The organism is Virgibacillus sp. DJP39 (assembly GCF_049310925.1).
Taxonomy (GTDB): Bacteria; Bacillota; Bacilli; order Bacillales; family Amphibacillaceae; genus Virgibacillus_F.
Genome location: NZ_JBMERP010000008.1, coordinates 1 through 12548, shown reverse-complemented (window position 1 = coordinate 12548; position 12548 = coordinate 1). Strand labels below are relative to the sequence as shown.

The window sequence follows — 12548 nt, the reverse complement described above, 5'->3', positions numbered from 1 at the left end:
TGTTTGTTGTGAAAGGAAACAAATCCTATGACTATTCTTTATTATAATCTTGCATTGGTGCTAATTTGCTCCTATTTTGCAAGGTACTTCGCTGTTCCTGTTTATTCAACTGGATCTGTTCATATAAAACCTAATAAGCTGTTATTTTTTGGTGCATTAGCATCGTTGGTTGCAGTGTCAGGTCTTCGCTCAAATATTGGGGATACTTATTATTATAAGCATGCATACGAAGTAAGTAACTTTTCCTGGGAACTGATCTTCTCTCAGAAGGATATTGGCTTTGGGATGCTTCAGATGTTTCTCCAGAGATATGTATCCTATGATCCACAGGTAATGATTTTTGCAACTGCACTGCTCACAAATGCTATTATTCTACTCGTTTTATACCATTACTCACGGATGATTGAGCTTAGTTTATATGTATATATTACTGGTGGATTATTTCTAGTATCCATGAATGGAATAAGACAGGTGTTGGCAGCAGCGATTGCTTTTGCAGCAATTAAGTTCTTAATAGAAGGAAACTTTATAAGGTATGCAATCATTATTTTGATAGCGTCGTTGTTTCACCAAACAGCACTTATCTTACTTCCTATTTATTTCCTTGTGAGATTCAAAGCCTGGTCAAAAGCCACTATTGCATTGATTATCTTTGCTGTCGCAATAGTAATCGGATTTGAACAGTTTTCTTCCTTACTGTTTTCTGCGATAGAAGGAACGCAATATGGTCACTATGAAAATTTTGCAGAAGGTGGAGCAAACATTCTTCGGGTGGCTGTCGATGCAGTGCCTTTAGCAATTGCTTACTTGGGAAGAAATAGATTAAGGGAAATTCTCCCCAATAGTGATTATATAGTAAATATGACCTTGCTCGGGTTTATTTTCATGCTACTGGCAACGCAAAACTGGATCTTTGCCAGGTTTTCAATTTATTTTGGATTGTATCAGTTAATACTAATTTCATGGGTCGTAAAGCTGTTTACAAAAAAAGATGAAAAGATTATTTATTATGGCATTTTAATATGCTTCTTTGCCTATTATTTTTATGAAAATGTCATCAGTTTAAACATATTATATAAAAGTGATTTCTTATTGTTTTAAGATAGGGAGGGATGAGTAAATGGCAATTCTAGTAACTGGTGGAGCTGGGTATATAGGAAGTCATACCTGTGTTGAGCTTCTAAACGAAGGGTACGAAATTGTAGTAGTAGATAATTTCTCAAACAGTAGTCAAGAGGCATTAAGGCGTGTAACTGAAATTACAGGTAAATCCTTTAAACTTTATCAATTGGACTTACTTGATAAAGAAAAATTAGAAGCCGTATTTGAGGAAAATAAAATCGAGGCAGTGATCCATTTTGCAGGATTTAAGGCGGTTGGAGAATCTGTAGAGTTGCCACTAAAGTACTATCAGAATAACATCACTGGTACTATCGTTCTTTGTGAACTAATGAAAAAGTATCACGTTAAAAACCTTGTCTTCAGTTCCTCAGCCACCGTGTACGGCATGACAGATCACGTTCCCATCAGGGAAGATGCGCAGCTTGGAGCAGTTAATCCTTATGGCAGAACAAAGCTAATGATTGAAGAGATTCTCAGGGACTTGCATCACTCAGACCAGACTTGGAATATTGCCATTTTACGTTACTTTAATCCAATTGGTGCCCACGCAAGCGGTCGAATTGGAGAAGATCCAACTGGCATTCCAAATAACCTGATGCCTTATATCTCACAGGTAGCGGTTGGTAAATTGGAGCGTTTAACTATCCATGGAAATGACTACCAAACGAAGGATGGAACTGGAATTAGAGATTACATCCATATCGTAGACTTGGCACTTGGCCACATCAAGGCCCTGGAAAAGATTAAGCGAAGATCCGGTGGAGTTGATGCCTATAACTTAGGTACTGGTAAAGGATACAGTGTGTCAGAAATGGTAGATGCATTTGAAAAAGCATCTGGAAAAATTATCTCTACGACTATTTCACGTCGAAGACCTGGTGACGCAGCGACTTGCTATGCGAATCCTACTAAAGCAAAGGAACAACTTGATTGGCATGCGGTAAGAGGGATTGACGAAATGTGTCAAGACTCCTGGCGGTGGCAACAGAATAACCCGACAGGTTACGTGAAAAAGGTTAATAAGGAAAGTAGAACACCGGTGCAGTCTAACGCAGCGGTTTTTTTTAATGTCTGAATAAGATTAAAGAGGGGGTGTCAAAATGAAGCGGATAACGGATGTTGCCATTGCATTAACATTACTCCTGCTATTTTCTCTGCCTATGTTGATTGTAGCTATAGTTATCAGGATTAAGCTAGGAGCCCCTATTCTATTCAAACAGCGACGGCCTGGATTAAATGGAAAGCCTTTTTATCTATACAAGTTTCGAACAATGGCCAACTCACCCGAAACTATTCCAGATGAACTGAGGTTAACCAATGTTGGGAAATTCCTCAGAAAATACAGTTTAGATGAGCTTCCTCAACTCTTTAATGTGGTAAAGGCTGACATGAGTTTAGTGGGACCACGCCCGTTGCTGATGGAGTACCTGGCACTCTACACGAAAGAGCAGGAACAACGACATAATGTCAGGCCAGGAATTACAGGGTGGGCACAAATAAACGGAAGAAATGCAATTGAATGGGAAGAAAAGTTTAGATTAGATAGATGGTATGTCGACAACCAAACGAACGTACTTGATTTTAAAATTCTGAGTGTAACTGCTTTAAAAGTTCTTAAACGAGAAGGAATTAATCACCAGGGTTCCGTGACGATGAAAAAGTTCAGTGGCACAAAGGAAGTTCTGTAGCATGCAGGTCATCATTTTAGGAGATGGCGGTCATAGCAGGGTAATTCAGGAAATGATTTTTTCAATGGAATCACATGACGTAATTGCAATTTTGGATGACAAGTATGAAAGTGGATTTCAACAACAAGGTATCATTCATGCTCCAATTGCTTTCTTGCCAAAGTTAATACGTAAGGATACCAAAGTAGTAATTGCTATTGGAGGAAATCTGATCAGGGAACATATCGCTAAAAGCTTAAGTTTAGTACCGGAAGATTATTTGTCCATCATTCATCCGACAGCGGTAGTTAGCGCATCAGCCAAGATTGGTTGTGGAACCGTGGTTATGTCAAATGCTGTTATTAATTCTCACACAGAAATTGGCATGCATTGCATCGTTAACACAGCTGCGATTGTAGAACATGATAATAAAATCGGTGATTATACGCATGTTTCACCTAACGCTACCTTAACTGGTGGTGTAACTACTGGAGAAGGCGTACATATAGGAGCATCGGCAACGATTATTCCAGGGATGCATCTGGGAAGCTGGTCAGTAATTGGGGCAGGCTCAACTGTAATTGAGCATATACCATCCTATAGCAAGGCTGTTGGATGTCCAACACGTATTATCGAAAGAATGTTGATTAAATAATTAATAGAAGAGATGGTGGCTAAAAATGACAGATCCTAGAATACATCTTTCTCCACCGCATATGAGTGGAAAAGAGCTCCATTATATTAAAGAAGCATTCAAAACAAACTGGATTGCACCTCTTGGTCCAAATGTTGATGCATTTGAAAAAGAAATAGCAAGTTACGTAGGAGTTAAGGATGCTGCCGCGGTAAGTTCAGGTACTGCAGCTATACACTTGGCTCTATCTTTATTAAAAGTAAAAGAAGGTGACAGTGTATTTTGTTCCACACTTACATTTGTGGCAAGTGCAAATCCGATTTTATATCAGGGAGCCGAACCAGTTTTTATTGATTCAGAGCCTGAAACCTGGAACATGTCTCCACTGGCATTAAGAAGAGCTCTGCAGCGTGCATCTCTTAAAGGGAAACTGCCAAAAGCAGTTATTATCGTTAATTTATATGGACAAAGCGCAAAAATGGATGAACTTCAATTAATCTGCAACTACTATGAAATTCCAATTATTGAAGATGCTGCAGAGTCACTTGGAACGACTTATAAAGATAAAGTGAGTGGCTCATTTGGCAGGTTTGGAATTTTTTCGTTTAATGGAAACAAGATTATAACGACATCCGGGGGAGGAATGCTTGTCTCGGATGATGAGCAAGCAATCAAGCGTGCCCGTTTTTTAGCAACGCAGGCACGGGATCCTGCGCCATATTACCAGCATAGTGTAACTGGATTTAATTATCGGATGAGTAATTTATTAGCCGGTGTTGGAAGAGCTCAGTTACATGTACTGGAAGATCGAGTAGAAGCCAGAAGACGAGTTTTTGAAAACTATTTTCTAGCATTAAGCGATATGGCTGGAACTAATTTTATGTCAGAATTGACAGGTACACAGGCAAATAGATGGCTCACGACGTTAACCATTAATGAAAAAGAAGCTGGAATATCAGCAAAACAACTAGTTGAATCATTAAATAGTGAAAACATAGATGCACGCCATGTTTGGAAACCGCTGCATATGCAGCCGCTATTTCAGAAGTGTGACTACTATTCACACGATACCGACGAACATGTTGGAGAAAACTTATTCCAGACAGGTTTATGCTTACCATCAGGGTCAAGTTTAACGGAAGGTGAACAGGACCGGGTTATAATCTGTTTTAAGAATGCAGTGAAAGAAGCCAGGAATACAGAATTATACTATCCAAGAAAACACGAGGTATAGAATATGATCGGGAAAAATATACAGGAAATCCGTAAGCAAAAGGGGCTGACATTATCTGAGCTTGCCCTGCGTGCCAATGTATCAAAGTCCTATTTAAGCAATATTGAACGAAACTTGAATATGAATCCATCGATACAAATCATGGAGAAATTAGCAAAAGTTCTAGGTGTTGATCTTAGAAAGTTAATCGATTTAAAATCTGATAAATCGATTCTTGAGCACGAATGGCTTGAATTTATCAAGGATCTTCAGGAATCAGGTGTAGAGAAAGAACAGCTGCAAGAGTACAAATCCATCATTGAATATGCCAAGTGGCAGAATAAGAAAATAGAAAAGGAGTAGTGAAACAGGTTGGTGTTGGGAGGAGAATAAGTGAGCAGCATAAAGCCGAGGAGGATACTCCATGTTGTTGGAGCAATGAATCGAGCGGGTACTGAAACGATGTTAATGAACATTTACCGGAATATTAATCATGAAATAATCCAGTTTGATTTTATTTCATATGGTAAAGAAGATGCACATTACGATCAGGAAATAAGACAACTTGGTGGAAGAGTAATTAAGTTATCAAATACACAATCAATCAAACAACTCTATCGTGCTATCAAACAGTATGGACCCTATAACGCAGTTCATGCACACACATTGTTTCATTGTGGAATAGCAAATCTGGCTGCACGTATAGCAGGTGTTCCAGTAAGAATCGCTCATGCCCATACTACTGCCGACAATGAAATAAGTCATAACAGAAAAGTATATATTAAATTAATGCGAATCATGATTCAAATCTTTTCAACTAACTTGTTAGCGTGCAGCAACGAATCAGGAAAATATTTATTTGGAGAAAGCGGAGTAAAGAAAGCAACTTATTCCTACTTTCCCAATGCAATCAACTACTTAACATTTATGGCAAATTTAAGAATAGGAACCGCAAAATTGAAACTAGAAGAGGGACTTGGAAATAGTTTGGTTATTGGTCATATCGGTAGATTTATTGAGGCAAAGAATCATGCGTTTCTAATAGAAATTATGAAAAGTGTGGTTAAGCGAGATCCCATTGTTAAGCTTCTGCTGGTTGGCGATGGTGATCTGAGACATCAAATAGAAGATAAGGCAAAAGCAGAATTACTATATGAAAACATCAGGTTTGTTGGTGTAAGGAGTGACATATCAAACTTATTGCATTGCATGGATGTTTTTGTTTTCCCTTCCATATATGAAGGATTAGGCCTTGTTTTATTAGAAGCGCAAGCGAGTGGTGTACCATGTGTTGTTTCTGAAGCCATTCAGCCGGAAGCAGATTTGGAGTTAGGTTTAGTATCGAAACTGGCATTATCTGATGGACCTGAAGTTTGGGCGAATAAGATCATAGAGCAAGCAGGAAAGAAAGAAAAAAATAAAAATTTAATTGCTGACAGCTTTAAAACAAAGGGATATTCCTTATCAGCTGGAATAACAAAATTAACCGCACTTTATAACTTAAAAGATGGAGGATCATATGAAAAATCTGTTGATCGCTTCCTTTGATATGGAAATTGGGGGTGTTGAAAGAAGTTTAATCAGTATGTTGAATAATTTTGATAACACCAACTATGCAGTTGATTTGATGTTATATAGCCATACCGGGGAACTGATGGATCTGCTTCCAAAAAAACAGAATTTGCTTAGAGAGTCAAAATCCTATAAAACTTTCAGAATGTCTATTGGACAAATTTTAAAATCGGGAAATATTGCACTTGCCTCAACCAGACTTCTGGCCAAATACAGGGCCAGTATAGATGATTCAACCGAAAAAGGATATAAGCAGATGCAATATATGTGGAAGTATGGACTGCCGTTTCTGCCAAAAACAGAAAAACAGTACGACATTGCAATAAGTTACTTATGGCCACATTATTTCGTTGCTGAGAAAGTTAGGGCAGCGACCAAAATAGCGTGGATTCATACCGATTTTTCAACAGTTGATACTGACATTGAAATGGACATAAAAATGTGGAATAAATTTGATTCTATTGTTGCGGTATCTGATGCATGTAAAAATGCTTTCATAGAAAAGTATCCTACTTTAGCAGAAAAGGTAATAGTCATTGAGAATATCACTTCACCGGATGTAGTAAGGACTTTAGCGAATGAAGAAGTGGAAAATCCAATGCTCAGTGATTTCAGATTTAAAGTGATAACAGTAGCTCGACTATCTCATGCAAAAGGGATTGATCAAGCTATAAAAGCATTAAAGTTATTAAAGGATAGAGGTTACAAAGATATAGCTTGGTATGTTGTTGGTTACGGTGGGGACGAAAAAATGCTTAAAAAATTGATTACAGCTAACCATCTAGAAGATTCGTTTATTCTTCTGGGTAAGCAGACAAACCCATATCCTCATATGAAAGCTGCAGATCTTTACGTACAGCCATCACGTTATGAAGGCAAGGCAGTTACAGTAGGTGAAGCGCAAATACTATCTAAACCAGTGTTGATCACAAATTATCCTACTGCATCAAGCCAAATTCAGAATGGGATCGATGGTTATATCTGTAAGGCAGACGTAAACGGTATAGCAGACGGAATTGAAAAGCTTTATCAGGATAATGAGTTTAGAGAGAGACTGGCGACTAACTGTACCATGAATAATTATCATAATAGTGAAGAGCTGGATAAATTATACCAATTAGTTTAATTAACTTTTCAAGTAAATTAATTCTGTAATTTACGATATATACAAAAGTAGTGAGGGTGATCTAACAATGAAAAAAAACATTCTTTTTGTAATTGACTCGTTATACTGTGCAGGTGCTGAAAAAAGTTTAACCACTTTGCTTAGTTTATTGAACTATAATAAATATTCTGTTGATCTAATACTATTTTCACATGGAGGAGACTTTGAAAGGTTTATACCTGAGGAGGTAACTATACTAAGACCCTTTACTTACTCAAAGTTTGCAGAATTAAGTTTATTTGGATCGTTTATTCAATCGATGAGAATGTTAGACTTTCAAATGTTTAATTCAAGGGTCAACTATTCAATTAACTTAAGAAAATCAAAAAATAATTTAGAGCAGGAAGCTAGGATATATTGGGAGTGTATATCAGATGTAATAGAACAAAATCCTAAAATATATGATACCGCTATTAGTTATGCACAAGGAGTACCGACTTTTTATGTGGCTGAAAAGGTTAAGGCAAAAGAAAAGTTTGCATGGGTAAATGTTAGTTACCGATTAGATGAAGATGAAAAAAAGTTCCAAAGAAGTTATTATGATCAATTTAATAAGATAGTTGCCGTGTCAGAATCAACAAAAGAAATATTGTTAGAAACTTTTCCTTACTACACTGACCGAACCAAGGTGATATATGATATTAATGACCCTCAATTAATTTCCAGAATGTCTGGTATAGGCGAAAGTTATGAAGATTGTTTTACTGGGTTAAGAATATTGACTATAGGGAGGTTAGCCCATCAAAAGGGATATGATATTGCATTAGAAGTATGTAAAAAACTAAAGGATAAAGGCGTTAATTTTAAGTGGTACGTTCTGGGAAAAGGCCCATTAAAAAAAGAAATCGAGAAATATATACTAGCAAATGACTTATCGGATCATTTTGTTTTGTTAGGGGTTAAATCAAATCCGTATTCTTTTATAAAAAATGCTGATATGTACGTTCAGACATCTAAGTTTGAAGGATTTGGCCTTGCCATTGCCGAAGCAAGAATGCTTAATGTTCCAGTTGTAACTACAAGGTTTGACGCTGTTTATTCTCAAATGGTGGATGGCATGAATGGTCTAGTAGTAGATATGAATGCAGACGCTGTAACAGAAGGAATAATGAAACTAATAAATGATAAGAAATTAAGAGATAGTATTGTTCAGTATTTAAAAAATGAGAAAAAAGGTAATGTGGAGGAAATAGAAAAGTTTTACCAATTAATAGGATGAAAGTGAGTAAAACTAATGAAGAAAAAAATATTGTTCATGCTGATAAATATGAATGTAGGTGGGACAGAAAAAGCCTTACTTAATATGATTTCTGAGATGCCTAAGAGTGATTATGATATCACAATATTGATGTTGGAGGAATATGGTGGATTTCTTGACTCAATACCTAATGATGTACATGTAGAGTATGTGAAGGAATATAATGATTTAATGGATGTATTGAATAAGCCACCAAAAGAAGTCGCTATAAATCTTCTGAAAAAAGGCAAAATACGTAGCGGGGTTGGTCTACTTTTCACTTACGTACTATCTAAATTAGTCAAAAGTAAAAGTATTTTCTTTAAGTACATCTTAAAAGACGTTCCCAACTTCATAAGTGAATACGATGTCGCTGTGGCTTATGCTGGTCCAATGGATTTCATAAGTTATTTTGTAATCCACAAAATTAAAGCAAAAAGGAAGATCCAATGGATTCACTTTGATATTGGGAAGATAGACTTTGACACAAATTTTGCAACTAAATTGTATAGGGAATTTGATAAGCTATTTGTTGTATCAGATGAAGGAAGAAGCCGGTTGGTGAAACGGTTACCGGAATTACTAAATAAAGTAGATACATTCCATAATATCATATCTCCTCAGTCGCTATTAAAAAAGGCCGATGAAGGAATTGGATTTAACGATCAATTTAAGGGGATTAGAATATTGACAGTGGGTCGACTTAGCAAAGAAAAAGGCCAAGATTTAATTATCACAGTGTTGGCAAATTTGAAAGAAAATGGCTTTAATGTAAGATGGTATTGTATCGGTGAAGGAAATGAAAGGGATAAATATGAAGAGCTTATAACAAAATATAAAGTCAAGGAAGATTTTATTTTATTAGGTGCAAGCCCAAATCCGTATCCTTTTATGAAAGAATGTGATATTTATGTTCAGCCCTCACGCCATGAAGGATATTGTATCACACTCGCAGAGGCAAAGTGTTTTGATAATCCTATTGTTAGTACCAATTTCACTGGTGCAAAAGAACAGTTATCAAATAATAAGTTAGGGTTAATTGTAAAATTTGACGAACGGGAAATGGTTGATGCCCTAATGAAATTACTAAATGATGACAATCACAGAAGTTTATGTAGAGAAGGTCTCCATAAAGAAAATATTAATAATACTAAAGAAATAAACAAGTTAATTGGAATAGCTAATGTTACCTAAACACTTTGATATTACAAAGAAATAGAAGGGGTGTATACAATGAAAAAAATATTATTTATGTTAAGCAGCATGAATATTGGTGGAGTAGAAAAATCTTTATTATCCCTACTATCCGTTATACCAAAGGAAAAATATGATATTACGGTTCTATTACTAGAGAAGAAAGGCGGTTTTCTAAATTTAGTACCAGATTGGGTGAAGGTGGAGGAAGTCAAATGGTTTAATAAGGTAAAACCGATCATTATGCAACCCCCACAACAAACAATAGATAATTATATGAACAATAAGCAATTTTTTAAAGTCTTTCCATTTGTTAGTTCATATTTGATATCAAAGCACATGAATGATCGGTACATTTATTATAAGCATGTTTTTAAGCGGATTCCCAATCATAAAGACAAATATGATGTTGCTATTGCATATCAAGGGCCGACAGACATTATTGATTATTACCTAGTCAATAAAGTAACTGCCAACAAAAAAATATCATGGATCCATTTTGATGTCTCTAAACATCCTATAAATGTAAAGTTATATAACAAGTTACATAACAAATTTAACAAAATTTTTGTTGTTTCAAAAGAAGCAAGAAAAAGACTCATTGAAAAATTTCCGAATGATGAAAACAAGGCAGATGTATTTTTAAACATAATAACCCCTGAACTGATAAAGGAGTTAGCAAAAGAGTCATGTCCATTTGATGATGGCTTTAATGGGATAAATATTGTCACAGTAGGGAGACTTTCCAGAGAAAAGGGTCAGGATATTGCAATTAAATCTTTATCAAAACTTAAGAAAAAAGGCTATGACGTAAAGTGGTATTGTGTAGGAGATGGAAATGCTAGAAAAGAATATGAACAGTTAATAGAAAACCTTGGATTACATAACGATTTTATATTACTAGGATCAAAGAAAAATCCCTATCCCTATATACAAAATGCGGATATTTATGTTCAACCATCTAGACACGAAGGATATTGTCTTACATTAGCCGAGGCGAAATGTTTGAATAAGCCTATTGTGTCAACCAATTTCACAGGGGCAAATGAGCAACTTACAAATTCATTTAATGGAATAATTATAAAGACAAGTGAAGAAGAACTTACTCAAAAGATATTATGGCTTATTGACAATCCAATAATAAGAGAAAAACTATCCACCAACTTAAAAGTTTATAATGGTAATACAACTAAAGAAATAGCCAAATTTCTTAACTACATTTCTTAGAAAGGAGTAAAAATTATGATCCCAAAAATAAGTGTAATTGTTCCTGTTTATAAAGCAGAGTCGTATATTCAGAAATGTATTGATTCAATACTGAATCAAACATACAGAGACTTCGAACTCATACTGATAGATGATGGCTCCCCAGATAAATCTGGGGAAATATGTGACGAATATTTCTTAAAAGATGATAGAGTAATAGTAAAACATAAACTAAATGGGGGTGTATCATCTGCTCGTAATGCAGGAATAGATTTAGCAAACGGTGAATTTATAATGTTTGTGGACAGTGATGACTGGCTTGAATATAATGCTCTGAATACGTTAAATTATAATATTATAGAAGATAATAGTGAAACATATGTTTTTAGTCTAATTAAGGACTTATTTAGTGGCAATGAATTAATAAAAAGTGAATTCAACGGGTTTTATAAAAAGCATGAAATAAACGTTGCAGACCTAAGCAAAAACTTTATTTATTATTTAAACTCAGTTGGAATGCAACCTTCTTGGATGTATTTATTTAAAAGAAGCATAATAGTCAACCAAAAACTGTACTTCAATGAAAACTTAGTTTTATATGAAGATTTCGACTTTAATTTACGATATTTACGATACTCTAACAAAATAACTTTATTACCAAATGCGTTATACCACTATAATATAAGTATATCAACAAATCAACTTGCTAAACGTAATAAAGTGAACATAGTTCCTGATATCAATACTGTTTGCAAATCATTGTTTGACTTTTTAAATTATACGGGAGCAAAAGAAGGTGTTATAAAACATACTTATTCATATATCTTTCCAATGTATATTTTATGTTTGCGCAATATCATAATTCATAGGAAAGATACTAAGCTAAGAGGTAAATTTGAAGTACTAAAACAATTACGAAGTGACTTAATATATAAACAAACTATAGCTGAATATGGAATCTCATTAAAGTTTTATAGGGTATTTTCTTTGCTAATAAATAAGCAACAATATTTGTTAGCTTATTTTTTATTATTATATAAATTCAGTAAATAGTCATTCTCTTGTGCTCATAAGTATAAAAAACAGCAACAGATAAATATAATTTTTGGGGTGTAGAGTATGGTCATGGATTATAAATTAAGTATTATTGTGCCTGTTTATAAAGTGGAACAATACTTGGCTAAATGCATAGACTCAATATTAAATCAAACATATAAAGATTTTGAATTGATTCTTGTCAACGACGGTTCTCCAGATAATTGTTCAGACATATGTGATAGTTATATGAAAAAAGACAACAGAATAAAAGTAATTCATAAAGCAAATGGAGGACTATCCTCTGCTAGAAACGCTGGTATTCAAATAGCAAGAGGTGAATACATTGGGTTTGTTGATAGCGATGATTTTATACACCGTAGAATGTACGAAGTTTTGTATAAAAATGCATTTAAGTATTTATCTGATATAGTGGTGTGTGATTATTCGCAGGTGCAAGAAGGTGAAAAATATATTGAAAAAGAAATCAACTTCGAAATAGT

At 34.9% G+C, this 12548-nt stretch carries 13 protein-coding genes; all 13 read left to right on the top strand.

All coding sequences use genetic code 11. The features are described from left to right. Nucleotides 1–27 precede the first annotated feature (27 nt). Entirely contained in the window at nt 28–1101 is a 1074-nt protein-coding gene (locus tag ACOI1D_RS04750; RefSeq protein ID WP_422499641.1) for an EpsG family protein, read from the top strand. A 19-nt stretch (nt 1102–1120) separates the two neighbouring features. After that, nucleotides 1121–2197 (top strand): UDP-glucose 4-epimerase GalE, encoded by a 1077-nt coding sequence (gene galE, locus ACOI1D_RS04745; RefSeq protein WP_422499639.1) that lies wholly within the window; start codon nt 1121–1123, stop codon nt 2195–2197. A 25-nt stretch (nt 2198–2222) separates the two neighbouring features. Further along, complete coding sequence (locus ACOI1D_RS04740) at nt 2223–2810, top strand: sugar transferase (protein ID WP_422499637.1); 588 nt, start codon at nt 2223–2225, stop codon at nt 2808–2810. A gap of 1 nt (nt 2811) precedes the next feature. Then, nucleotides 2812–3444, top strand: coding sequence for an acetyltransferase (locus ACOI1D_RS04735; RefSeq protein ID WP_422499636.1), 633 nt, complete (start codon nt 2812–2814; stop codon nt 3442–3444). Nucleotides 3445–3469: 25 nt separating this feature from the next. Further along, complete coding sequence (locus ACOI1D_RS04730) at nt 3470–4657, top strand: DegT/DnrJ/EryC1/StrS family aminotransferase (RefSeq protein WP_422499635.1); 1188 nt, start codon at nt 3470–3472, stop codon at nt 4655–4657. Nucleotides 4658–4660: 3 nt separating this feature from the next. Next, nucleotides 4661–4999, top strand: a complete 339-nt coding sequence (locus ACOI1D_RS04725) for a helix-turn-helix domain-containing protein (RefSeq protein WP_422499633.1) — start codon at nt 4661–4663, stop codon at nt 4997–4999. Between the two features lie 30 nt (nt 5000–5029). Continuing rightward, nucleotides 5030–6184, top strand: coding sequence for a glycosyltransferase family 1 protein (locus ACOI1D_RS04720; protein ID WP_422499631.1), 1155 nt, complete (start codon nt 5030–5032; stop codon nt 6182–6184). Further along, nucleotides 6156–7334 (top strand): glycosyltransferase, encoded by a 1179-nt coding sequence (locus tag ACOI1D_RS04715; protein ID WP_422499629.1) that lies wholly within the window; start codon nt 6156–6158, stop codon nt 7332–7334. The genes ACOI1D_RS04720 and ACOI1D_RS04715 overlap by 29 nt, the downstream gene beginning before the upstream one ends. Nucleotides 7335–7401: 67 nt before the next feature. Continuing rightward, on the top strand, nt 7402–8592 hold the full coding sequence (locus ACOI1D_RS04710) for a glycosyltransferase (RefSeq protein ID WP_422499628.1): 1191 nt from the start codon (nt 7402–7404) through the stop codon (nt 8590–8592). Between the two features lie 15 nt (nt 8593–8607). Continuing rightward, nucleotides 8608–9804, top strand: coding sequence for a glycosyltransferase (locus ACOI1D_RS04705; RefSeq protein ID WP_422499627.1), 1197 nt, complete (start codon nt 8608–8610; stop codon nt 9802–9804). Between the two features lie 39 nt (nt 9805–9843). After that, nucleotides 9844–11031 (top strand): glycosyltransferase, encoded by a 1188-nt coding sequence (locus tag ACOI1D_RS04700; RefSeq protein WP_422499626.1) that lies wholly within the window; start codon nt 9844–9846, stop codon nt 11029–11031. A gap of 15 nt (nt 11032–11046) precedes the next feature. Beyond that, nucleotides 11047–12063: a glycosyltransferase family 2 protein gene (locus ACOI1D_RS04695; protein WP_422499624.1), complete on the top strand. Its 1017-nt coding sequence runs from the start codon at nt 11047–11049 to the stop codon at nt 12061–12063. Between the two features lie 72 nt (nt 12064–12135). Then, nucleotides 12136–12548, top strand: a 413-nt coding sequence (locus ACOI1D_RS04690) for a glycosyltransferase family 2 protein (protein ID WP_422499737.1), incomplete at its 3' end; no start/stop codon positions are given.

Excerpts from the sequence above, each read along its gene's own strand:
- ACOI1D_RS04735 (WP_422499636.1), top strand. The coding sequence starts at position 2,812 with ATGCAGGTCATCATTTTAGGAGATGGCGGTCATAGCAGGGTAATTCAG.
- ACOI1D_RS04715 (WP_422499629.1), top strand. The coding sequence starts at position 6,156 with ATGAAAAATCTGTTGATCGCTTCCTTTGATATGGAAATTGGGGGTGTT.
- ACOI1D_RS04700 (WP_422499626.1), top strand. The coding sequence starts at position 9,844 with ATGAAAAAAATATTATTTATGTTAAGCAGCATGAATATTGGTGGAGTA.
- galE (WP_422499639.1), top strand. The coding sequence starts at position 1,121 with ATGGCAATTCTAGTAACTGGTGGAGCTGGGTATATAGGAAGTCATACC.
- ACOI1D_RS04730 (WP_422499635.1), top strand. The coding sequence starts at position 3,470 with ATGACAGATCCTAGAATACATCTTTCTCCACCGCATATGAGTGGAAAA.
- ACOI1D_RS04695 (WP_422499624.1), top strand. The coding sequence starts at position 11,047 with ATGATCCCAAAAATAAGTGTAATTGTTCCTGTTTATAAAGCAGAGTCG.
- ACOI1D_RS04740 (WP_422499637.1), top strand. The coding sequence starts at position 2,223 with ATGAAGCGGATAACGGATGTTGCCATTGCATTAACATTACTCCTGCTA.
- ACOI1D_RS04710 (WP_422499628.1), top strand. The coding sequence starts at position 7,402 with ATGAAAAAAAACATTCTTTTTGTAATTGACTCGTTATACTGTGCAGGT.
- ACOI1D_RS04705 (WP_422499627.1), top strand. The coding sequence starts at position 8,608 with ATGAAGAAAAAAATATTGTTCATGCTGATAAATATGAATGTAGGTGGG.
- ACOI1D_RS04750 (WP_422499641.1), top strand. The coding sequence starts at position 28 with ATGACTATTCTTTATTATAATCTTGCATTGGTGCTAATTTGCTCCTAT.
- ACOI1D_RS04725 (WP_422499633.1), top strand. The coding sequence starts at position 4,661 with ATGATCGGGAAAAATATACAGGAAATCCGTAAGCAAAAGGGGCTGACA.